This window comes from Streptomyces sp. NPDC056224 (assembly GCF_042267665.1).
Taxonomy (GTDB): domain Bacteria; phylum Actinomycetota; class Actinomycetes; order Streptomycetales; family Streptomycetaceae; genus Streptomyces.
On sequence record NZ_JBHJTK010000004.1, the window covers coordinates 138,174 to 160,837 of the forward strand.

The 22,664-nt window shown below is 73.4% G+C and carries 15 protein-coding genes and 1 pseudogene; 9 read left to right on the plus strand and 7 right to left on the minus strand.

Annotation, left to right across the window (positions count from 1 at the left end; genetic code table 11):
• Nucleotides 1-5 precede the first annotated feature (5 nt).
• Nucleotides 6-1,193 (plus strand): cytochrome P450, encoded by a 1,188-nt coding sequence (locus tag ACFCZ1_RS07965; RefSeq protein ID WP_376677529.1) that lies wholly within the window; start codon nucleotides 6-8, stop codon nucleotides 1,191-1,193.
• Between the two features lie 36 nt (nucleotides 1,194-1,229).
• Here the strand turns inward: ACFCZ1_RS07965 and ACFCZ1_RS07970 are convergent, their stop codons facing one another.
• Together ACFCZ1_RS07970 and ACFCZ1_RS07975 are read right to left on the minus strand one after the other, a co-directional pair.
• Nucleotides 1,230-1,874 carry a class I SAM-dependent methyltransferase gene (locus ACFCZ1_RS07970; protein WP_376677530.1) on the minus strand — a complete coding sequence of 215 codons (645 nt, stop codon included), beginning with the start codon at nucleotides 1,872-1,874 and terminating at the stop codon, nucleotides 1,230-1,232.
• Nucleotides 1,875-1,933: 59 nt separating this feature from the next.
• Nucleotides 1,934-3,448: an IucA/IucC family protein gene (locus ACFCZ1_RS07975; protein ID WP_376677531.1), complete on the minus strand. Its 1,515-nt coding sequence runs from the start codon at nucleotides 3,446-3,448 to the stop codon at nucleotides 1,934-1,936.
• Nucleotides 3,449-3,554: 106 nt separating this feature from the next.
• Here ACFCZ1_RS07975 and ACFCZ1_RS07980 point away from each other — a divergent pair, with 106 nt between their 5' ends.
• Nucleotides 3,555-5,114, plus strand: coding sequence for an IucA/IucC family protein (locus ACFCZ1_RS07980; protein ID WP_376677532.1), 1,560 nt, complete (start codon nucleotides 3,555-3,557; stop codon nucleotides 5,112-5,114).
• Nucleotides 5,115-5,207: 93 nt separating this feature from the next.
• On the opposite strand, the gene ACFCZ1_RS07985 is transcribed toward ACFCZ1_RS07980, so the two are convergent.
• A complete protein-coding gene (locus tag ACFCZ1_RS07985) occupies nucleotides 5,208-5,606 on the minus strand; it encodes a MarR family transcriptional regulator (protein WP_376677533.1) in 399 nt (132 codons plus the stop codon).
• A 160-nt stretch (nucleotides 5,607-5,766) separates the two neighbouring features.
• Between ACFCZ1_RS07985 and ACFCZ1_RS07990 the strand changes: the two genes are divergently transcribed.
• The 3 genes from ACFCZ1_RS07990 (at nucleotide 5,767) to ACFCZ1_RS08000 (ending at nucleotide 9,744) form a co-directional block, all read left to right on the plus strand.
• Nucleotides 5,767-6,714 carry a SigB/SigF/SigG family RNA polymerase sigma factor gene (locus ACFCZ1_RS07990; RefSeq protein ID WP_376677534.1) on the plus strand — a complete coding sequence of 316 codons (948 nt, stop codon included), beginning with the start codon at nucleotides 5,767-5,769 and terminating at the stop codon, nucleotides 6,712-6,714.
• 175 nt (nucleotides 6,715-6,889) lie between these two features.
• Nucleotides 6,890-7,951, plus strand: a complete 1,062-nt coding sequence (locus ACFCZ1_RS07995) for a glycine betaine/L-proline ABC transporter ATP-binding protein (protein WP_376677535.1) — start codon at nucleotides 6,890-6,892, stop codon at nucleotides 7,949-7,951.
• Nucleotides 7,951-9,744: an ABC transporter permease/substrate binding protein gene (locus ACFCZ1_RS08000; RefSeq protein WP_376677536.1), complete on the plus strand. Its 1,794-nt coding sequence runs from the start codon at nucleotides 7,951-7,953 to the stop codon at nucleotides 9,742-9,744. Before ACFCZ1_RS07995 ends, ACFCZ1_RS08000 begins: the two co-directional genes overlap by 1 nt.
• Before the next feature lie 446 nt (nucleotides 9,745-10,190).
• On the opposite strand, the gene ligA is transcribed toward ACFCZ1_RS08000, so the two are convergent.
• Nucleotides 10,191-12,254: an NAD-dependent DNA ligase LigA gene (gene ligA, locus ACFCZ1_RS08005; RefSeq protein ID WP_376677537.1), complete on the minus strand. Its 2,064-nt coding sequence runs from the start codon at nucleotides 12,252-12,254 to the stop codon at nucleotides 10,191-10,193.
• 199 nt (nucleotides 12,255-12,453) lie between these two features.
• On the opposite strand from ligA, the gene ACFCZ1_RS08010 reads away from it, so the two are divergent.
• Nucleotides 12,454-15,690, plus strand: a complete 3,237-nt coding sequence (locus ACFCZ1_RS08010) for a TIM-barrel domain-containing protein (RefSeq protein ID WP_376677538.1) — start codon at nucleotides 12,454-12,456, stop codon at nucleotides 15,688-15,690.
• 5 nt (nucleotides 15,691-15,695) lie between these two features.
• Here the strand turns inward: ACFCZ1_RS08010 and ACFCZ1_RS08015 are convergent, their stop codons facing one another.
• Nucleotides 15,696-16,232 carry a DUF6817 domain-containing protein gene (locus ACFCZ1_RS08015; RefSeq protein ID WP_376677539.1) on the minus strand — a complete coding sequence of 179 codons (537 nt, stop codon included), beginning with the start codon at nucleotides 16,230-16,232 and terminating at the stop codon, nucleotides 15,696-15,698.
• A gap of 223 nt (nucleotides 16,233-16,455) precedes the next feature.
• Here ACFCZ1_RS08015 and ACFCZ1_RS08020 point away from each other — a divergent pair, with 223 nt between their 5' ends.
• Complete coding sequence (locus tag ACFCZ1_RS08020) at nucleotides 16,456-17,367, plus strand: LysR substrate-binding domain-containing protein (protein ID WP_376677540.1); 912 nt, start codon at nucleotides 16,456-16,458, stop codon at nucleotides 17,365-17,367.
• Here the strand turns inward: ACFCZ1_RS08020 and ACFCZ1_RS08025 are convergent.
• Nucleotides 17,329-18,639, minus strand: a pseudogene (locus tag ACFCZ1_RS08025) (MFS transporter); the annotation flags it as partial. The gene ACFCZ1_RS08020 and the pseudogene ACFCZ1_RS08025 overlap by 39 nt on opposite strands.
• A complete protein-coding gene (locus ACFCZ1_RS08030) occupies nucleotides 18,636-19,238 on the minus strand; it encodes a TetR/AcrR family transcriptional regulator (RefSeq protein ID WP_376677541.1) in 603 nt (200 codons plus the stop codon). The gene ACFCZ1_RS08030 and the pseudogene ACFCZ1_RS08025, both read right to left, overlap by 4 nt.
• Nucleotides 19,239-19,757: 519 nt before the next feature.
• On the opposite strand from ACFCZ1_RS08030, the gene ACFCZ1_RS08035 reads away from it, so the two are divergent.
• Together ACFCZ1_RS08035 and ACFCZ1_RS08040 are read left to right on the plus strand one after the other, a co-directional pair.
• Entirely contained in the window at nucleotides 19,758-21,527 is a 1,770-nt protein-coding gene (locus ACFCZ1_RS08035) for an enoyl-CoA hydratase-related protein (RefSeq protein WP_376677542.1), read from the plus strand.
• A 73-nt stretch (nucleotides 21,528-21,600) separates the two neighbouring features.
• Nucleotides 21,601-22,656: a hydrogenase expression protein HypE gene (locus ACFCZ1_RS08040; protein WP_376677543.1), complete on the plus strand. Its 1,056-nt coding sequence runs from the start codon at nucleotides 21,601-21,603 to the stop codon at nucleotides 22,654-22,656.
• Nucleotides 22,657-22,664 lie beyond the last annotated feature (8 nt).

The following is a 22,664-nucleotide window of genomic DNA, read 5'->3' on the forward strand; positions in this document are numbered from 1 at the left end:
GGCTCATGCCGCTTACCGACATGACCGCACACGCCGAAGAGTTCAACGCCGACCCCTACCCCTTCTACGCCGCACTGCGTGCCCTCGGCCCCGTCCACCGGGTCGTCATCTCGGGCACCCGGACCTGGCTGGTCGTCGGCCACGACGAAGCCCGCCAAGCCCTGGCCCACCCGGCCCTGTCGAAGAACTGGTTCGACCACGAGCAGTTCGCGAACGTTCCGGTGACCGCCGCCGCCACCAACATGCTCGAATCGGATCCGCCCCACCACACCCGGCTGCGCCGCCTGGTGGCGGGCGAGTTCACCTCCCGCCGGGTCGAGGCCCTGCGCCCGCGCGTGCAGCAGGTCACCGACGAGCTGCTCGACGCGATGGCCGCGGCCCCGGACCGGCGGGCCGACCTGATCCGGTCCTTCGCGGCCCCGCTGCCGATGACCGTCATCTGCGAACTCCTCGGCGTACCCGACCTGGACCAGGAACGGTTCCGCTCCTGGTCCAACGAGGTCGTGGCCCCGCTGGACCCGGCCAACCCGGACCCCAGGGTGATGCAGGAGATGACCGCCTACCTGTACGAACTCGTCGAGGCCAAGGCCGCGGACCCCGGCGAGGACCTGCTCAGCGCGCTGATCCGGACCCGGGACGAGGACGGCGACCGGCTGTCCCCCGAGGAGCTGATCGGCATGTCCTTCCTGTTGCTGGTCGCCGGGCACGAGACCACGGTCAACCTGATCGGCAACGGCGTACGGGCCCTGCTCGCGCACCCCGACCAGCTGGCGGCCCTGCGCGCCGACCCGGACGGGCTGATCGACGGCGCGGTCGAGGAGATGCTCCGCTACGACGGCCCGGTGCAGCACGCCACCTACCGCTTCGCCCGCGCCGACCTGGAGATCGGGGGCACCGTGATCGAGGCCGGTTCCCCCGTCATGATCGGGCTCGCCGCGGCCGGCCGCGACCCGGACCGGTTCACCGGGCCCGACGCCTTCGACATCCGCCGCGCCGGGCCGAGCCATCTCGCCTTCGGTCACGGCATCCACTTCTGCATCGGCGCCCCGCTGGCCCGCATGGAGGGCCGCATCGCGGTCCGGGCCCTGCTGGAGCGGTTCCCCGACCTGGCCGAGGACCCGGAGGCGGGCCCCCGCGACTGGCTCCCGGGCACCCTCATGCGGGGCGTGACCCGGCTTCCGCTGCGCTGGTAGCCGGGGCCTGCCTCCGGCCGCTGTGGGCGCCGGGGCTCAGGCCTTGCGCGCGAGCAGGAACCCCTGCGGACCCTTCTCCTGGCCCTCGGGCGCCCGTACCAGGCGGCCCACCTCGGCAAGGCCGGCCCCGGCCAGCAGCCCGGCGACCAGGTCCGGCGGTGTCCAGTACACGTCGAGGTCGACCGGATGCCCGTACGCGTGCTCCAGCCGGATCTTCCGGTCACCCGCCTTGAAGCCGATCAGTAGGTGGCCGCCCGGGGCCAGCACCCGCGCGAACTCGGCGAATACCGAAGGCAGTTCCGTCGGCGGGGTGTGCACCGTGGAGTACCAGGCCAGCACCCCGCCGAGTACCCCGTCCGCCACGTCCAGCGAGGCCATCGAGCCCACTTCGAAGCGCAGCCCCGGATACGTCCGCCGGGCCACCGCCACCATCGCGGGGGACAGGTCGACGCCGAAGGCCCGTACACCGAGCGAGTCCAGATGTGCCGTCACCCGGCCCGGACCGCAGCCGAGGTCCGCGACGGCACGGCCCTGCCCGCCGCGTACGTGTTCGGCGAACGCGGCCAGCATGGCCCGGTCCAGCGGCTTGCCGAACAGTTCCGTGCCGAGCAGCCGGGCGTAGTCGAGGGCGACGGTGTCGTAGGAAGCCCGCACGGAGCTCAGGTCCCAGGTCTCTGTCATACCCCCGGACAGTATCCTCCGGACTCCGTCCGGGGGGACACCCGGCCGTGTGCTCCGGCTCACCCCCCGGCCAGCGGGTTGGGCAACTCCGCCCACTGATCCCCCGGGACGCCGGGGCTCAGCCGCATCAGCGTCAGCGCCTTGGTGGGCAGCCCGCCGGTCAGCAGCGCCTCGGTGTCGGCGGTCGGCGGCAGACCGGCCGCCTCGGCGAAGGCTTCGGCGAAGGCCCCGGCCGAGCCGGCCGTGGCACCGAGCGCACCGGTCAGCAGCGACCCGAACAGCTTGCGCCGCAGCACGGTCACGTCGTCGGTGATCAGCCGGCCGGACAGGGGCGGCACCGGCAGCCCGTGCCGGACCAGCCGGGCCGGGCTGATCCGGATGTCGGCGAGGTCCCGGTAGACCAGCCGCAGCGGGGCGCCGGTGGCGGAGAGGACGACCAGCAGGTTCTGGCCGTGGGCCTCCAGGGCCACTCCGAGCTCCAGTACGCGCAGGCACACCGAGAGCGCGAGACGCGCGAACCCGGCCCGCCAGGCGGCCGAGCGCGCCTGCGGGTACGAGGCCAGGGCCGCGACCGGGAGCACCCGCTCACCGGCGGGGGCGTCCGCGTACAGCTCCGGCGGCTCGCGCAGTACGGCCGCCAGGTCCGGGCCGTGGGCGGTCGCCGCGCCGAGTGTGCGGGTGAAGCGCAGCCGGCCGTCGAGGTGCTCGGACAGCGTCTGGGCGAAGTCGGACACGGCCGCCGCCGTTTCGACGGAGTAGCCGGAGATGTCCCGCACGGAAGAGGTCAGCCGGGTGCTCAGCGCCGTCTTCACGTGCGCGCCGCCCGCCACCGGAGCGAGGGTGCGCAGGGCCATCAGCGGGTGCGCCGCGAAACCGTCCCGCACCTGCTCGTGCTTGAGCGCGTGCGCCGCCTGCCAGGGATGCACCGGGACCATGATCCGCCCCGCGTCCCGCAGTTGCGCCGGCCACTCGCCGGTGACCAGGCACTCCTCGGCCCGTACGGGGACCAGGCCGAGCTCCACCACGGGGCGGTGCTCGGGCGCGTACGCCAGCTGCTCGGCCACCGAGAAACCGGGCCGGGAACGGCAGTTCGGGTGGTACGGATGCCCGTCGACCACCCGCTGCTCCCACTGCCAGGTGGTGTGCGCGGCGACGTCCCGGCCGACGGGCGGGCGGCCGGCCCGGGAGAGCGCGAGGGAGGCCGTGCTGCCGTCCAGCTCGGCGGCGAACTCCTCCCCGTGCGGCACCCCCAGCGCCGCCACCAGCCGCGCGGCGTGCCGGTAGGGCTTGCCGTCGAGCAGCAGCTCCGTCACGTACGCGTCGGTGGCGTAGGCGTCCGGCGGCGGGCCCTCCAGCCGCCCGCCGCCCGCCAGCAGCAGCGCGAGGCCGGCGCGGCCCGGCTCGCGGGCCACCACCCACGGCAGCGGTTCGAAGGCCAGCGCCCGCCACAGCCGGGTCAGCACGGCCGCCCGGGCGCCGTCGAGCGCGGCGCCGTACGCGGGTCCGAGCGCGGGCCGCACGGCGGCCAGTTCCGCGGCGACGGCCTCTTCGGCGGGAGAAGCGGGAAAGTACATCAGGGGCTCCGCGGATCGGGATGTCGCTTGACCGGATGATCAACTCATCATCGCGGATACTGAAGATCACGGCCGGAGGTCGCGTCCCGCGACCCTGGCGCACCGGATGGACCGAATGGAACCAGTGGACCTCAACGCCGCCGCCGACGCCTACGCCGCCACCCCGCTCCTGAACTGCCTGCTCAGGGAGGCCGCCGAATCCGCCGAGGAGCACGGTGCGGGTGTCCACCGGCTGCGCGGCAGCGGGCGGCTGCTCCGGGTGCGGGGCAGCCGCCGGCCGGTGCGTCCCGAACTGCGCCTGGCCGACGGCTGGCACCCGCTCAGCCACACCGAACTGGTCAAACTCACCTCCGACGAACTGGGCCGGTACACCGGGGTCGCGAACGACGAGCTCCCGGTCGAGATCACCGACAGCCGGGACGCGGTCGCCGCGCTGCTGGCCGCCCGCGCGACCGCCGAGCCGCCGGAGGACCCGTACCTCCTCTCCGAGCAGTCCCTGGTCATGGGCCACCCGAACCACCCCGCCCCCAAGGCCCGGGGCGGGGCGCCGGCCGGGAGCTGGCTGCCGTACGCCCCGGAGGCCCACGCCCGCTTCCCGCTGGCCTTCCTCGGTCTGCGCGAGGACCAGGTGGCCGAGGAGGGCGGACCGGCCGCGGCCGCGGCGGTCGATTCCCTCGCCGACGCCCTCGACGGGCCCCGCCCGCCCGCCGGTTACCTGCTGCTGCCCGCCCACCCCTGGCAGCTGGACCTGATCGGCTGCAGGCCGACGGTGCGCGAGGCCTTCGCCGACGGCCGGCTGCTGCGGCTGGGGGAGAGCCGCCGGCCGGCCTGGCCGACCGCATCGGTCCGGACCCTGTACGTGCCGGACCGGTCCGCCGACCTCTTCGTGAAGTTCAGCCTCGACGTCCGGATCACCAACGACGTGCGCCGCCTGTGGCGGCACGACCTGCTGAAGCTGCGCCGTACCGACGCGGCGGTCGAGGCCGGCTTCGCCGCGTTGCGCCGGGCCGGCTCGCGAGCGGCCTGGCTCGCCGACCGCGGTTACCGGACCGCCGCCTTCGCCTTCGAGGAACTCGCCGTCCTGGTCCGGGACGGCTTTCACGACGGGCACGCGCATGCCGCTCCCGGGGCCACCCCGGTGCTGGCCGCCGCACTCGCCGAGGGCTACGCCGCAAGCCCGCTGGCGGGCACCGCCGACCCCGTCGCCTGGTGGCGGGCGTACCTGCGCCACGTCGTGCCGCCGGTGCTGGAGCTGTTCGCGCGTCACGGGGTCGTGCTGGAGGCGCACTTGCAGAACACCCTGGTCGCCGTCGACGCGGCGGGCATGCCGGTGCAGGCCCTCTTCCGTGACGCGGAGGGGGTCAAGCTGCTGCCCGACCTGGAGCGCGCGGAGGCCTGGCAGCGGCTGGTCTACTGCCTGGTGGTCAACCATCTTGCGGAGATCGCGGGGGCGCTGTGCGAGCGGCATCCGGACATGTCCGCGCTCGTGTGGCCCGCCGTACGGGAGGAGTTCCTACGCTACGACACCACGCGCGGCCTGCCCGAGATCGCACAGCTGCTCGCCGCCCCCGCCCTGCCCGCCAAGACGAACCTGCTGCTGCGCTGGACCCGCGCGGACGGCGCGGACGCCCGGTACCTGCCGCTGCCGAACCCGCTGCGGGGGTGAGGAGGGGGGAACCGGCCGGGGGAGCGCCGGCACCCCGTCCGGGGGTCCGGGCGTATGGCCCAGGACTGTCAACAACGCTCGTGGGCAATCCGCCTAAGAGGTCTCCACCGAGAGGCCGGGTATCGGGACGATGCCGAGGAGCTCGGTGGCTTCCGCGTCGCTGACGTCAGGGGCCGGCGGCGGAGCGTCCGGGTCCGCGGAGGCGCCGGTCAGCAGGGCGAGCAGACCGGCCACTTGGACACCCGCCTCGGCCGGGTGGCGGAAGACCGCGCCCGGGGAGATGTCGTACCGGTTGCGCCGGCCGTCGCGGGACCGCCGCAGGTATCCGTCCGACTCCAGGTCGGTGACGATCGACTGCACGGTGCGTTCGGTCAGACCGCACACGGTCGCGACATCCCTGAGCCGCACGGCCGGGTCCCGGGCGATGGTCACCAGAACTCGTGCGTGATTAGTCAGAAATGTCCAGTTTTGTCGTTGAGACATGCTGCCCATGTGGCCATGATGCGATAACTGATTCCTGTGATGCAAGACGTGAGACACAAGACGTGAAATGCATTTCCGGTAATTCTTGACGTGCGACCAGAAGGGGTACAACATCTACGGCAGTCAAGGTCCCGCGCCGCAAGCCGACCAGCCCAAGGAGCGAACCCCCATGCCGGTCCCTGCCCCGTCTTCCCCTACCGCCACCACCTCCTCCGTCGCCGTCCCCTCCCCCCGTCAGGCCGCCGAAGCGTCCCGCCTCGCGGGCCTGCCCCGGATAGACGAGCCGCGCGAGGTGGCCCCGGCGGACGCGAGGGAGCTGTCGAAGGTCTTCTTCCGGCGGCTGCGTGAACTGAGCGAGGGCACCGCGGAGTACCAGTACGTCCGCAACACCCTCATCGAGATGAACGCCTCACTCGTCCAGTACGCCGTGCGCCGCTTCCGTAACCGCGGCGACGGTGGTGACATGGACGACATCGTCCAGGTCGGCACCATCGGCCTGATCAAGGCCATCGACCGGTTCGACCCGGCCCGCGAGAACGAGTTCTCCACGCTGGCCATGCCGTACATCACAGGCGAGATCAAGCGGCACTTCCGTGACACCTCCTGGGCCGTCCGCGTCCCGCGCCGGCTCCAGGAGCTGCGCATCGAGATCGCGAAGGCGAAGGAGTCGCTGACCATCGAGCTCGACCGCTCGCCCACCGTCGCGGATCTCGCCGGTCACCTCGGACTCTCCGAGGAGGAGGTCATAGAGGGCCTCTTCGCCGCCAACGGTCACACCAGCGGCTCCCTGGACGCCCCGCAGGCCGCGCACTCCGAGTACGGAGGCGGCCAGACCGAGGGCCACACCCTCGCCGACGTCATGGGCGAGGAGGAGCCGGCCATGGAGCTGGTCGAGGACATCCAGACCCTGGCGCCGCTGCTGGAACAGCTCACCGACCGCGAGCGCCGGATGCTGCAGATGCGCTTCGGCGAGGAGCTGACCCAGGCCCAGATAGGCGCGGCCCTCGGCATCTCGCAGATGCAGGTCTCCCGGCTGCTGAGCCGGCTCCTCGGGCACCTGCGCGCCTCCATGCTGGAGGACGAGCCGGAGGGCGCGGGAGTCGAGCACGTGAGGTAGATCACCTTTGCGTTTGCTCAGGTGAACGCAGGGCACGAGCGCGGTGGGAGCGGAACCGTGCTCTCCGGCACAGGGTGGCGGAGAGCACGGCGCACGCGGGCGGATCCCGTCCCGCTCCACGGCCCGCGCCGGCCCGTCCGGCGCGCGCCGTACCCGTACGACCCGTGAGGTACATGTGTCCACGCTCCAGGCCGAACACGTCTACAAGGTGTTCGCAAGACACCCCGACGACCAGGCGGCCGCGGTCCGCGCGCTCGAAGCCGGCACCACCCGCGACGAGCTGCGCGCCGGCGGAACGACGGCCGCGGTGATCGATGCCTCCTTCCGCGTGGAGCCGGGCCGGATATTCGTCGTCATGGGTCTGTCGGGATCCGGCAAGTCCACGCTGCTGCGCATGCTCAACGGACTGCTGGAGCCCACCTCGGGACGCATCCTCTTCGACGGCGAGGACCTCACCGCGCTCAGCCCGCGCGAGCTGCGGCGCGTACGCTCCACCAAGATCAGCATGGTCTTCCAGCACTTCGCGCTGTTCCCGCACCGCGACGTCCTGGAGAACGCCGGCTACGGACTGGAGGTCCAGGGCGTCCCCCGGGCCGAGCGCGAGCGCCGGGCCGCCGAGGCCCTGGCGCTGTGCGGGCTCGGCGGCTGGGAGAAGTCCTGGCCCGACGAGCTCTCCGGCGGCATGCAGCAGCGCGTGGGTCTGGCCCGCGCCCTGGCCACCGACGCCGACCTGCTGCTGATGGACGAGTCGTTCAGCGCCCTCGACCCGCTGATCCGCCGCGACATGCAGGACCAGCTCCTCGAACTCCAGCGGCGGCTGAAGAAGACCATCGTCTTCATCACCCACGACCTCAACGAGGCCATGCGCCTGGGGGACGGCATCGCCGTCATGCGCGACGGCCGGATCGTCCAGCAGGGCACCGCCGAGGACATCCTCACCCGCCCGGCCGACGACTACGTCGCCTCCTTCGTCCAGGACGTGGACCGCTCGCGCGTGCTCACGGCCGGCGCCGTCATGGACGAGGCTCCCGCCGGGGCGGACGCCTGCGGCTGCCCCACCGTCAGCGCGGGCACCGTGCTCGCCGACCTGTGCGCGGTCAGCGCCCGCGTCCCGCACCCGGTCGCCGTCACCGACGCGGCCGGCGCCGTCATCGGCTCCGTCCCGCAGGACCGGCTCGTCGCCTTCCTCGGTGACGAACAGCGGCCCCCGACGGCCTGTGCGGAGGTGGCCGCCTGATGCCCCGCCTGCACCTCGGCGCCTGGGTCGACAGCGGTGTCGACTTCCTCCAGCGCCACCTGTCCTGGCTGTTCGAGGCCGTCAGCGCGCTCGTCACCGGCCTCTACGACGGCATCGACGCCGTGCTCTCCGCCCCCGCCCCGCTGCTGTTCGCGGGCATCCTCGCGCTCGCCGCCTGGTGGCTGCGCGGGCTCCTCGCGGGGGCGCTCGCCTTCGCCGGCTTCGCGCTCGTCGACTCCGTCGGGCTGTGGTCCGAGGCCATGTCGACGCTGTCGCTGGTCCTGGTCGCCACCCTCGTCACGCTGTTCTTCGCGATCCCGCTCGGCATCCGGGCCTCGCGGTCCGACCGGGTCAGCGCCGTCCTGCGGCCCGCCTTGGACTTCATGCAGACCATGCCGGCCATGGTCTACCTCATCCCCGGCATCATCTTCTTCGGGGTGGGCGTGGTGCCCGGCATCATCGCGACCATCATCTTCTCGCTGCCGCCGGGCGTACGGATGACCGAGCTCGGCATCCGCCAGGTCGACGCGGAACTGGTCGAGGCGGCCGACGCCTTCGGCACCACCCCGCGCGACACCCTGGTCCGCGTCCAGCTGCCGCTGGCCCTGCCGACCATCATGGCGGGCGTCAACCAGGTCATCATGCTCGGCCTGTCCATGGTCGTCATCGCCGGCATGGTGGGCGGCGGCGGACTCGGCGGAGCCGTCTACAGCGCCATCGGCAACGTCGACATCGGCCTCGGCTTCGAGGCGGGCGTCTCCATCGTCATCCTGGCCATGTACCTCGACCGGATGACCGGGGCGCTCGGCCGCCAGGTCTCCCCGCTCGGCCGGCGCAGCCTCGCCAAGGCACGGGCCGCCGCCACCGGCGCGGCCAAGGTGTGGAACCACCGCCCCCGGCCCGCCCACGCCATCACCGGAGCCGTCGTACTCGCCCTCGTCGCGGGCGGGCTCAGCACCTTCGGCGGCTCCGCCGCCGAGGACGGACCGGCCGGCGCCGCGAACATCGGCAAGGGCCGCACGGTCTCCGTCGGCTACATCCCCTGGGACGAGGGCATCGCCTCCACCTTCCTGTGGAAGGAGCTCCTGGAGCGGCGCGGCTTCAAGGTGGACGCCCGCCAGCTGGAGGCCGGCGCGCTCTACACCGGCCTGGCCGGCGGCCGGCTCGACTTCCAGACCGACGCCTGGCTGCCCGTCACGCACGCCCAGTACTGGGAGAAGTACGGGAACAAGCTGGAAGACCTCGGTTCCTGGTACGGCGCCACCTCGCTGGAGCTGTCCGTGCCCTCGTACGTGAAGGACGTCCGCTCGCTCGCCGACCTCAAGGGCAGGTCCGGGCAGTTCAAGGGCCGGATCATCGGCATCGAGCCGAGCGCCGGCGCCATGTCCATCCTGAAGGACAAGGTCCTGAAGGAGTACGGACTCGAAGGCGAGTACCAGGTCGTCGACGGCTCCACCCCCGGCATGCTCGCCGAGCTCGAGCGGGCCTACGAGAAGAAGGAGCCCGTCGTGACCGTGCTGTGGTCCCCGCACTGGGCGTACTCCTCGTACGAGCTGACCAAGCTGGAGGACCCGAAGGGCGTCTGGGGCAAGGGCGACGGCATCCACACCCTGGCCCGCAAGGGCTTCGCCGCCGACGAGCCCGACGTGGCGCGCTGGCTGCGGTCCTTCAAGCTCACCGAGGAGCAGCTGACCGGCCTGGAGGCGAAGATCCAGGACACCGGCAAGGGCAAGGAACAGCAGGCGGTCCGCGCCTGGCTGGCCGAACACCCCGAGGTCGACAAGCTGCCCTGACCCCGATGCGCACCGGCGTGCGCGGGACCGTACGAGGACCCGCGCACGCCGGTGCGCCCGGCCGGGCGGCATCGGGCCCGGTGGCGGCCCGAACGGGTGCGGTTGATCATGATGTGCCCGCAAGTGGACCGGAATCCGCCTGCTGAGCGCACCTCTGACCAGCCGGAACACTGGACGATTCGGCCCGTGCGGACGAGGGCTGCCGCGTGGCACAGTGCGAGCAGGAGAACTGCACGACCAGGGAGCGTCCATGCGAGATCCGCACTCCACACCGCTCGCGGCCGCACGCGGGTGTTCCGCGGAGCCTGCCCCGCTGCCCCTGTGTCCGGTGTGCGCGAGCGCGCCGGCACGCATCTCGTGGAGAGAGCGGCCGGGCCGGCCGGTGGTGCTGGCCTTCGACCCCTGCGGTCACCGGTGGACATCACCGGCCCCGCCGGTGCTGGCCGTCACACCGTGAGGAAGGCGGCGATGCGCTCGGCGAAGGCGTCCTCGCCGACGATCTCGATCCCGGCCTCCTCGGCCTTGGCCACCTTGCCGCCCGCCTTCTCGCCCGCCACCAGGAGGGTCGTCCGCCCGGATATGCCGCTCGCGGACTTCCCGCCCGCCCGCTCGATCAGCTCGCGCACCTTGTCGCGGGTGTCGTACGCCGCCAGCGCACCCGCCATCCGCCCGGTGACCACCACCGTCTGACCGACCAGCGGCCCGGCCCCGGCCCCGTCCGCGGCCCCGGCGCCGGCGGCAGGCGCGGCCTGCGGCTCCGTGAGGTTGACCCCGGCCGCGGCGAGCTTGTCGATGACCGGCCCGAGCTCCGCGACCTGGGCGACGATGGCGGCCGCCTTCGTGTCGCCGACCAGCTCCACCTCCGTCATCGCGGTCGCGTCGGCGGCCCGGACGGCCTCCATCGTCCCGAAGTGCCGGGCGATCCGCCGGGACATGCCCCGCCCGGTGCCGACGATGCCGAGCGCGCAGAACACCCGGGACAGCGGCCTGCCCTTCGCCGCCTCGATCTGCTCGACCAGCTTCGCCGCCCGCTTCTCGCTCCCGGCGGCCTCGGCGAGCCGCGCCCGGTCCAGCGCGAACAGGTCGGCCACGTCCCGCACGTGACCGGCTTCGACGAGCGCCCGTACGTACCTCTCGCCCAGGCCGTCGATGTCGAGCTGGTCCCGCCCGGCGGCGTACAGGATCGCGGCGATCCGACCGCAGTCGGCGGGCTGCGCGCAGCGCCACCGCTCCTGGGACCGGTCGATCTCCCCGGCGCAGCCCGGGCACACGGCCGGGGGCTCGATCGGCCGCTCCGCCCCGTTGCGCAGCTCGACCACGGGAGCCTCGACGCGCGGGATGACGTCCCCCGCCTTGTACACGGTCACGATGTCGCCGAGGCGCAGCCCACGGCGCTCGATGTCGGCGGGGTTGTGGAGCGTGGCGTGCCGGACCACCGAGCCGTCGATCTCCACCGGTTCGAGGACCGCCGTGGGCGCGAGCACCCCCGTACGCCCCACCGACCAGGTCACGTCGACCAGCCGGGTGCGCCGTTCCACGGCCGGCAGCTTGTACGCGGTCGCCCAGTGCGGGTGGCGCGATCCGGTGCCGGCCGCGGCCTGTTCGGCCAGGGCGTCCAGCTTGACCACCACCCCGTCTATCCCGAAGGGCAGCTCCGGGCGGAGCGCGGCGATGCGGTCGACCTGCTCCTGTACCTCGGCGAGCGTGGCCACCACCGTCAGACCGGCGGGGGTGGCCGCCGCGGTCTGGACGCCGGCCCGGGCGACATGGGCCATGACCTCGAAGTGGCTGGTGCCGGGAAGGGCGCTGCCGCCGTCGAGCTCCACCGCGCCGAAGGCCCAGAAGGTCATCTCCACCGTGTACGCGCGCCCTTTGGCCCGCAGCGTGCCGGCCGCGCCGTTGCGGGGATTGGAGAAGGGGACCGCCCCGTGCTCGGCGCGTATCGCGTTCGCCCGCTCGAACTGCTCGGCCGTCAGCAGGACTTCGCCGCGTACCTCGAAGGAGGCGTCCGTGGCCAGCTCCCGGGGCAGCCCGGCGATCGCGCCGATCGCGTGCGAGACGTCCTCGCCGCCGGTGCCGTTGCCCCGGGTGACGAGCTGGACCAGCCGGCCCCGGCGGTACCGCGCGGCCAGCGAGGCCCCGTCCAGCTTCGGTTCGACCGCGTACCCGCCCGTGACCGGGGACCCGAGCCGCCGGAGCACCGAGGCCTCCCAGTCGACCAGGTCCTGCGGGCTGAACACGTTGCCCAGCGAGAGCATCGCGGCGGTGTGCGCCACGTCTCCGGCCGGTACGGCCCCGCCCGCCACCTTCCCCGTCGGCGAGGCGGGGTCGGTCTGCTCCGGATACCGCTCTTCGTACGCCTTTATGAGACCGAGGAGGAGGTCGAACGAAGCGTCGTCCAGGGCGGATTCCCCGGAGCCGTAGTACGCGGCCGAGGCCCTCAGGGCGGCACCGATCGCATCGGCGTATTCGTCGCGGTTGGCCAGGGCGGGAGCGGTGGTCGTCGTCATGTCCCGATCTTCGCGCAGGGGTCTGACAACGGCCGCTGCGACGGATGCCGCGCTGAAGTGAGGGCGCGATGTGCACAAAGATGCTTGATGGGGTACGACTTCGAGCATCTTCCTTCAGAAAGTTCCGGCGGAACGCTATCTTGCCAGGTGCATGCCAAAGCGGTGTGTCCGTGATCCGGACCGCACGAGGAGCTGCCCCATGAGACTGCCAGGCATCCGCAGGACCCCGGTCCGCCAGGGCCGCCCGGCCCGCACACCCCGGCGCCGGCGCGCCCCGGCCGCCCTGCTCGCCGCCGCCCTCGCCGTCGGCGGCCTGGCCGCCGCGGGTCCGGCGGCCTCACCCGCCGCTGCCTCACCCGCCGCCGCGTCCCCCGCCGCGCCCGCGGCCACGGCCGGCAACGTCACCGGCATCGGTCAGGCCGGGAACACCTTCACCGTCACGACTTCCAGCGGAGCCAAGGCCCGGGTGGTCGTCGCCCGCGCCGATATCTTCCGGCTCTGGCTCTCGCCCGACGGTGCCTTCACCGACGACCCCGCCGGTACCGACCTCGCCCCCACCACCGACTTCGGCTCCGTCGCCACGAACTGGACCGACGCGGGCGCGTACTACCGGATCACCACGGCGGCCCTGTCCATCCGGGTCAACAAGTCCCCCCTGCAGTTCTCCGTCTACCGGGCCGACGACACCACCCCCGTCTGGCAGGAGTCCCGGCCCACCAGCTGGACCGGCAGCCAGACCACCCAGTACCTGGCCCGGGGCGCGGACGAGCAGTTCTACGGCACCGGCCTGCGCCTGGGCGAATGGGCGCTGCGCGGCAAGACCGTCCCCGTCGCGGTCGACAACAAGTGGCGCGAGAACGCCAACGCCAGTCCCGCCCCCTTCTACATGTCGACCAACGGGTACGGCGTCATGCGCAACACGTGGGCGCCGGGTTCCTACGCCTTCAACGCCCCCACCGCCCTGACGCACGACGAGAAGCGCTTCGACGCCTGGTACTTCACCGGCGACTCCCTCAAGTCGGTGCTCGACGCGTACACCGACGTCAGCGGCAAGCCGTTCATGGCGCCGATGTGGGGCTTCGAGCTGGGCAACGCCGACTGCTTCAACGCCTCCAACCCCGACTACCAGGGCGACCACAACCGCGCGCGCCACCAGACCACACCCGACGTCGCCGGGTACGCGGCCGACGCCCGCGCCGCCGACATGCCCTCGGGCTGGTTCCTGCCCAACGACGGCTACGGCTGCGGCTACACCGCGCCCCTGAAGTCGACGGTGGACGCGCTGAAGGCCAAGGGCTTCCAGACCGGACTGTGGACCTCCACCGGCCTCGGTTCCATCGCCGACGAGGTGGGCACGGCCGGCAGCCGCGGCGTGAAGACGGACGTGGCCTGGGTCGGCAGCGGCTACAAGTACGCCTTCGACGGAGTGCAGCAGGCCGTCGACGGAATCGAGAAGAACTCCGACGCCCGGCGCTACGTCTGGACCGTCGACGGCTGGGCCGGAACCCAGCGCAACGCCGTCGTGTGGACCGGCGACACCTACGGCACCTGGGACGACATGCGCTGGCACGTCCCCGCCATCGCCGGAGCGGGCCTGTCCGGCATCAACTACGCCTCCGGCGACGTCGACGGCATCTTCGGCGGCAGCCCCAAGACGTACACCCGCGACCTCCAGTGGAAGGCCTTCACCCCTGCCTTCATGACCATGTCCGGGTGGGGGGCGGTCAATCCGGCCGCCGGTTACCAGGACAAGCAGCCCTGGCGCTTCGCCGAGCCGTACCTGTCCATCAACCGCAAGTACCTCCAGCTCAAGATGCGGCTGATGCCGTACCTCTACACGATGAGCAGGACGGCGAACGAGACCGGCGTGCCCAGCACCCGCGCGATGGTCCTCGAATACCCCGACGATCCGGTGGCCCGCGGGAACCTCACCAGCGGCCAGTTCATGGCCGGAGACTCCCTCCTGGTCGCGCCCGTGGTCTCCGACACCGACGTCCGGGACGGCATCTACCTCCCCGCCGGCAGCTGGACGGACTACTGGACGGGCCGTACGTACGCGGGCCCGGGCTGGCTGAACGGCTACCGGGCCCCGCTCGACACGCTGCCCCTCTTCGTCAAGGGCGGCGCGATCGTGCCGATGTGGCCGCAGATGAACTACACGGGGGAGAAGCCCGTCTCCACCCTCACCTACGACATCCACCCGCGCGGCAACTCCTCCTTCAGCCTCTACGAGGACGACGGCCGCACCCGCGCCTACCAGTCCGGGGCCCATGCCCGCCAGCAGGTGGACGTCACCGCCCCGACGGCCGGCTCCGGCACGGTCACCGTCTCCGTCGGGGCCTCCACCGGCAGCTACACCGGCAAACCGGCCTCCCGCGGCTACGAGTTCACCCTCCACGTGGCCTCCGCGCCCACCGGCCTCACCGCCGACGGGGCCGCGCTGACGCGCCTGACCTCCAAGTCCGCCTATGACGCGGCCGCGTCCGGCTGGTTCTTCGACGCCTCCGACCGCTCCGGCGTCCTGTGGGTCAAGACGGTTACGAAGGCGGGCGCGTTCAGCGTCTCGGCCACCGGCACCAGCATCCCGCCGGCCGGCGCCCTGCCCGCCTCCGCCCCGATCGCCCAGTCGGGCTGGTCCCTGGTCTCGGCGGACAGCCAGGAGACCAGCGCCGAGAACGGGGCCGCGGCCAACGCCTTCGACGGGAACCCGGCCACCCTGTGGCACACCGCGTGGTCCTCCGCGAAGCCCGCCCCGCTCCCGCACGAGATCCAGATCGACCTCGGTGCGCGCTACGCGGTGGACGGCCTGGGCTACCTGCCCCGCCAGGACGGCGGGGTCAACGGCCGCATCGGCGGGTACGAGGTCTACGTCTCCGACACCACCGCCGACTGGGGCCCACCCGTGGCGAGCGGCACCTTCGCCGACACCGCCGCGGCCAAGACCACCGCCCTGTCCGTGAAGAGCGGCCGGTACCTGCGCCTGAAGGCGCTGACCGAGGCCGGAGCCCGCGGCCCCTGGACCAGCGCCGCCGAGATCACCCTCACCGGCCGGCCGGCCCCGTTCCCGGCCGACGCCACGCTCGTCAACGCAGCCTCGGCGAGCTGCGTGGACCTGCCGCACAGCGCCACCGCCCCGGGCACCGAACCCACCCTCTACACCTGCCACGGAGGCCCCAACCAACGCTGGACCCTCCAGCCCGACGGCCGCCTCACCGGTCTCGGAGGCGTCTGCCTGGACGCCGCGAACGCCTCACGGGTGAGCATCCAGACCTGCGACGGCAGCGCCGGCCAGACCTGGCAGGCGGGCTCCCAGAGCAGCCTGCGCAGTGAGGGCAAGTGCCTCGCCCCGGCCGGTGCCGCCACCGCCGACGGCACCGTCCTCACCCGCGCCGCCTGCGACAACACCCCGGCCCAGCGCTGGACCTTCACTCCCTGACCCGCTCACCCGCCGAGCACGGCCTGGCACTCCCGCCAGGCCGGCTCGCTCAGCAGACCCCGCAACCGGGCGAAGAGCGGCAGCAGTGCGCAGCGCCACGCCTCCCGGAAGGCGGGGTCGGTCCGCGCGAGATCGAGCTCATTGGCGGCCGTCAGCTCGGCGAAGTCCCGGCGCAACTGCGGGGCGGGGGAGTGGAGGAGGCCGGTGAACCGGTCCCGTACGGCGGCCTCCCCGTCGCCGATCACCGGATAGGACGCCGCCCGGTCGAAAGCGGCGTAGAAGTACACGACGGCCTCGGCCTCGGCGCCGATGACCGAGGTCAGTTCGCCCCTGCGCGTGACCGGCAGCAGGGCGGTGGCGAAGCCGTCCGTTCCGTAGAACGCGTGGCACAGGCCGGCCTGCTGGAGCGCGGGCCGCGCTCCCCATGCGGCGAGCAGCTCCCGTACGCGCACCAGGTGGGCGAGGAGGGTTCCGCCGGGATGCGCGACGCGCTCGGCGCCGAGCTCCCGCAGCCATGTGACGGCTTCGTCCGGCACGGTCACGTCCCTCCGGTGGCGGTGGCGGTGGCGGTGGCGGTGGCAGTGGCAGTGGTGATGGTGATGGTGATGGTGGGTCGACACCCGTCCCCGCCGTCGCCTGGGGTCCGGACCGTGGCGATGGCGGGGACGGGTTGCCGCCCGGGGCCCTGCATCGATCTTGATCCAGCCCAAGACCCAAGTCAATCCTCCGATTTGCGCACCTCACCCAAGCGATACCTTGGATCTCATGACCCTCGACGATCTCCGCGTGTTCGTGGCCGTCTGCCGCGCCGGGAGCCTCAGCGCAGTCGCCCGCGACCTCGGCCGCACCCAGTCCGCCGTCAGCCAGCACGTCCGCCGCCTGGAGAAGCAGACGGGGGCGAGCCTCCTGGAGCGGCACGCCCGCGGGGTGGTGCCCACCGAAGCCGGCCGCGTCCTGCAGGCGGCCGCCGCCGACGGCATCGCCGGCCTCGACGGCGCACTGCGCCGCCTGGACGACCTCGTACGGGGAGGGGGCGGCTCGGTGCGCGTCACCACCGGCGCGACCACCGTGCGGCACTTCATGTCCGAGGCCGTCGTCACCTTCCGCCGCCAACATCCCGAGGTGAGCCTGGAGTTCCAGACGGAGAACTCCAGCCGCAGCTGCTTCGACGCCCTCGCCGCCGACGACCTCGACCTCGCCTGGATCACCATCGGCTCCCCGGTCCGCGGCATCGAACAGCGCCCCGTCATGGAACTGCCCTGGGTGCTCGCGGTCGGCGCCGGCGACCCCCTCGCCGACCGCGCCCGGATCGACCCCGCCGACCTGGCCGGAATCCGCCACATCCGGCTGCCGGAGAACTCCGCCTCCCGCGCGCACCTCGACGCCGCCTTCGCGGAATGCGGCATCCGGGTGCGCTCGGACACCAGCGTCGCCGACTGGGACACCGCGCTGCTGCTCGCCGAACTAGGCCTGGGCCACGCCGTCGTGCCCGCGCTGCCCGGCTGGCGGGTTCCCGGCACCGACGGACCGCTGCGCCTGGTCCCCGTCCCCGGCCTGCCGCCCCTCAAGGTCGGCTGGGCGGTCCGCCGCTGGGCCGCCCTCGCTCCGCTGGCCCGCGTCTTCGCGGACGAGGTCGCCCGCAGCTGCACGGCCCGCGCCGCGGCCCGGGAGCAGTGACGCGGGCAACAGCCCCGCGGCGGCCAGTACGGCCAGGGCCTTCGGCGAGGCGCCCGTGACGCCCGCGCCCGCGGCGACGGCGATCCCGAGGGCCGGACCGATGTTCGCGGCCGTCTGCTTGAGCCCGCCGACCACCCCGGCGTACCCGGCCGGGGCCTCCCCGACAACGGTCCCGGTGGCGGTGACCATCACGGTGGTGAATCCGGCCCCGAGCAGCGCGAACCCGAGCGCCGGGGCGGACGCGCCGTCGAGCTCCGCGATACCGAGGACGACCAGCGCCGTACCGGTCAGCGCGGTGGCCCGCGGCCCGTACCGGCGCGCCGCCAGGCCCGCCACCGGCGCCCCGGCGACCATCAGCGCGGTCAGCGGCAGCACGCTCAGTCCGGTGGCGAGCGGATCCAGCCCCTGTCCGTCCTGGAGCCGGAAGGTCGCCGTGAACAGCGCGCCGAACAGGCCGGCGGAGACGGCCAGCAGCAGCGCCATCGAGGCCGCCACCGGCCGCGACCGGGCCACGGCGGGCGGCACGAGCGGCAGCGCGGCGCGCCGCTCGCGGCGCAGGAACAGGGCCCCGAGCGCGGCGGAGCCACCGAACCCGAGCACGGTCGGCGTACCGGCCCAGCCGTGCGCCGGTACGCCGACCAGCGCGTGCACGAACACGGCGAGAGCCGCTGCCAGCAGGGCCGCGCCGGTGAGTTCGAGCCGCCCGTGCTCCGCGCGCCGCGGCGCCGGCGCCCGTACGGCGAGCGTCAGTACGGCGATGGCCAGCGCGAGCGGCACGTTGACCGCGAACACGGCCCGCCACCCCCACTGCGCGACGAGCACACCCCCGAGCAGCGGACCGGCCGCCGCCGCCAGCCCGATCGCGCCGGTCCGCACCGCGATCGGCGTGGCCAGCCGGCCCGGCGGGTACGCGAGCCGCAGCAGCGCCAGCGTCGCGGGCTGGAGCAGTGCCCCGAACACCCCCTGCACGGCGCGCAGCACGATCACCCAGCCCACGCCGGGCGCGAAGGCGATGCCCGCCGAGGCGGCGGCGAATCCGAGCACCCCGGTGAACAGCAGCCGCTGGTGCCCGTACCGGTCGCCGAGCCGTCCCGCGACGACCAGGATGGCCGCCACGGCCAGCAGATATGCCGTGCTGGTCCACTGGACCTCGGCCACGCTCGCCCCGAGACCGCGCCGCAGACTCGGCTGCGCCACCGTCAGCACGGTGCCGTCCAGGGCGACGATCGCGGCCCCCGAGACGCTGACGGCCAGCGCGAGACGCGGCCTCACGAGGACTCCCGGGCCGGACCGAGGTGCGCGTCGAGGGCGGCGTCGACGAGCCGCCCCACGGTTCCGGCGGGCAGGACGAGCGGCAGACTGCCCCACGCCCACAGCTGCGCCACGCCGTGCAGGTTGGCCCACAGCGCCGCCGCGGTGACCTCGGGGTCGTCCGCCCCGCACCCGGAGACCAGGGTGACGAGCAGGTCGAACAGCGGGAGCGTGGACTCCCGCAGCCGTGGTCCGCCCGCGGACTCCCGGCCGGTGCTGTCCAGCAGGTCGTGCCGGAACATCAGCTCGAACATGCCGCGGTGCTCCACCGCGTAGCCCACGTAGGCCTCCGCCAGCGCCCGCACCCGCTCCCGCGGCGACACCGCCCCCGCGCTCGCGGCCGTGAACCGGGCGCCGAGGTCGGCGAACCCGCGCCGGGCGATGGCCGACAGGAGTGCCTGGTGGGTGGGGAAGTACCGGCGCGGCGCCCCGTGGGAGACCCCCGCCCGGCGGGCGATCTCGCGGAGCCCCAGCGCGGAGCCCCCCTCGGTCAGTACGAGGTCCACGCCGGCGTCGATCAACCGCTCGCGGAGCGGGAGTTCCTGGCTCTCCTGTGTCATAGACACTGTCTACCAAGGGCAGTAGACAATGTCTACTTGCCGTCGGCGGGAGCCAGAGGAGGGCTGCATCCGGGAGTTGGCCAGGTCGGTGTGGCCGAGCTGCGGTCCATGTCCTGCGGTCCGTGCCCTCCGGTCCGTGCCCTGGGTGCGGGCTCCCACCGGCAGGCGTGCGCGGTGCCGAAGCCGTCTCGATGCCGCCTCGAAGCCGTCTCGATGCCGGCGGAGCCCGGCACCGGCGTCCTGGCGGGACAAGCGGACCCGGGAGTCCGCCGCCGTGGTCCAGCGCCGCCACCTGGACCGGCTCCTTCCGGCGGGCTGGGGGCCGGGGCGCCGCGCTGCGGCCGAGTGGCCCCCGCCGGGGCCGCTTTCGAGTGACACCACCGCTCGGCGCCCGGCACCGCCCCGTCGGCGTACCCGACCATCTCAGGCGGCCGGTCATGACGATTTCGAGGTCCCGCCCGGTCACGATCAGCCGGGGCGCCCAGGCGCCGCGGCTCCGGGCCGCCGCTGGGAGATCACGTGCACGTCCTGCTCGTCGCGAGCGCGTTCAACAGCCTCACCCAGCGGGTCCACGCCGAACTGCGGGACCACGGCCACAGCGTGGCCGTCGAACTCGCCCTGCCCCACGTGCCGCTCGCCGACGCCGTCCGCCGCCACCAGCCCGACCTCGTGCTGGCGCCGATGCTGCGGACCGCCATCCCCGAGGAGGTCTGGGCCGCGCACACCTGCCTGATCGTCCACCCCGGACCCGTCGGCGACCGCGGCCCCTCCTCCCTCGACTGGGCCATCCACGAGCAGGCGACCCGATGGGGCGTCACCGTCCTGCAGGCCGAGGCCGAGATGGACGCCGGCGCCGTCTGGGCCCACGTCGAATGCCCCGTACCGCCGGTCGCCAAGAGCGACTTCTACCGCGGTGAGATCGCCGACGCGGCGCTGGAGGCCGTGCTCCTCGCCGTCGGCCGCTTCGCCTCCGGCACCTACACCCCGCGGCCGCAGGCCACCGGACACCCGCGGCCCGCCCTGCGCCAGGAGCACCGCCGGATCGACTGGGAGGCGGACTCCACCGAACGCGTCCTGCGCGTGCTGCGCGCCGCCGACTCACAGCCCGGCGTACGGGACGAACTGCTCGGCGCCGAGTGGTTCCTGCACGGCGGCCACGCCGAGGACCGCCTGCGCGGCCGCCCCGGGGAACTGCTGGCCACCCGGGCGGGCGCGATCTGCCGGGCCACCGCCGACGGCGCCGTCTGGATCCCCGAACTCCGGGCCCGGCGCGCCCCGGGCGCCCCGGCCGCGCCCAAACTGCCGGCCACCGTGGCGCTCGCCGACCGGCTGCCGGCGCTGCGGGAACACCCCGCCCCGCTCCACACCGACCCGCGCCGGCGCACCTGGTCCGACATCGGCTACCGGGAGGAGGGCCAGACCGGCTTCCTGTCCTTCTCCTTCCCCGGCGGCGCCATGAGCACCGCCCACTGCCGGCGGCTGCTGAACGCCTACCGGACCGCCTGCGCCCGCCCCACCACCGTCCTCGTCCTCGGCGGCGGACGGGACTTCTTCTCCAACGGCATCCACCTGGGCGTCATCGAGGCGGCCGCCGACCCCGCCGAGGAGTCCTGGGCCAACATCAACGCCATGGACGACCTGGTCGAGGCCGTGCTCACCACTACCGACCGGCTCGTCGTCTCCGCGCTCGGCGGCAACGCCGCCGCCGGGGGCGCCGTCCTCGCCCTCGCCGCCGACGAGGTCTGGTGCCGCTCCGGCGTGGTGCTCAACCCGCACTACCGCCTGATGGGGCTGCACGGCTCCGAATACTGGACCTACACCCTGCCGCGCCGCGTCGGCGCCGGCGTCGCGGACCGCCTCACCTCCGAGGCCCTGCCGCTGAGCGCCGAGGCCGCGCACCGGCTCGGGCTGATCGACCGTACGGTCCCGTGCGCACCCCAGGCCTTCGCCGCGGAGACGGCGCGGCTCGCGGCCCACCTGGCCGCCCTGCCCGCGACCGCCTCCCGGATCGCCGGGAAGAAGGCGCGCCGCGACCGCGACGAGGCGGAGAAGCCCCTGGCCGCCTACCGGGAGGCCGAGCTGGCCCTGATGCGGCAGACCTTCCACGACCCGGACGCCCCCTACCACGCCCTGCGCCGCGCCTTCGTACGCAAGGAGCGGGCGGCCGCGACACCGCCCCACCTGTGCCACCCCGCAGCGGGGCGGCACAGCGACCCGCTGCCCTCCCGGCAGCGCCCGGTCACTGGACTGGCCGCACATGACGCGGCATGCGGAGCCGCCGGCTGTTAGCAAGAAAGACGAGGCCGAAAACCGTGCCTCGCCCCGCACACCGCCCCGAGCCCCTCCCCAAGGAGGCATCCCCATGGATCCAGCGACGTCGGCCCCTGTGGAAGACCCTCCGATCCACATCCTCTGGATCAACGCGGGCCTGAGCTGCGACGGCGACTCCGTCTCCCTGACCGCGGCGATGCAGCCCAGCATCGAGGAGATCGTGACGGGCGTACTGCCCGGACTGCCCAAGATCGCGGTGCACTGGCCCCTGATCGACTTCGAATGCGGCCCGGTCGGTGGCGCGGACACCTTCATCGAGTGGTTCTTCAAGGGCGAGCGGGGCGAGATCGACCCGTTCGTACTGGTCGTCGAGGGCTCGATCCCCAATGAGAAGATCAAGCCCGAGGGCTACTGGTGCGGCTTCGGCGACGACCCGGAGACCGGCCAGCCCATCACCACCAGCGAGTGGATCGACCGGCTCGCCCCCAAGGCCCTCGCCGTCGTCGCCATCGGCACCTGCGCCACGTACGGCGGCATCCACGCCATGGAGGGCAACCCCACCGGCGCCATGGGCGTGCCCGACTACCTGGGCTGGAACTGGACTTCCAAGGCCGGCATCCCGATCGTCTGCGTGCCCGGCTGCCCGATCCAGCCGGACAACTTCTCCGAGACCCTCACCTATCTGCTCTACCAGGCGGCGGGCTCGGCCCCGATGATCCCGCTCGACGACAAGCTGCGCCCGACCTGGCTGTTCGGCGCCACCGTCCACGAGGGCTGCGACCGCGCCGGCTACTACGAGCAGGGCCAGTTCGCCGAGACCTACGACTCGCCCAAGTGCCTGGTCAAACTCGGCTGCTGGGGCCCCGTCGTCAAGTGCAACGTCCCCAAGCGCGGCTGGATGAACGGCATCGGCGGCTGCCCCAACGTCGGCGGCATCTGCATCGCCTGCACCATGCCCGGCTTCCCCGACAAGTTCATGCCCTTCATGGACGAGCCCCCCGGCGCCAAGGTGTCGAGCAAGGCGAGCGGCGCGTACGGGGCCGTCATCCGCAGGCTCCGCACGATCACCGCGCACACGGTGGACCAGGAGCCGAAGTGGCGCCGCAGCGGCCAGAAGCTGACCACGGGCTACCGCCCGCCCTGGTGACGGACCCG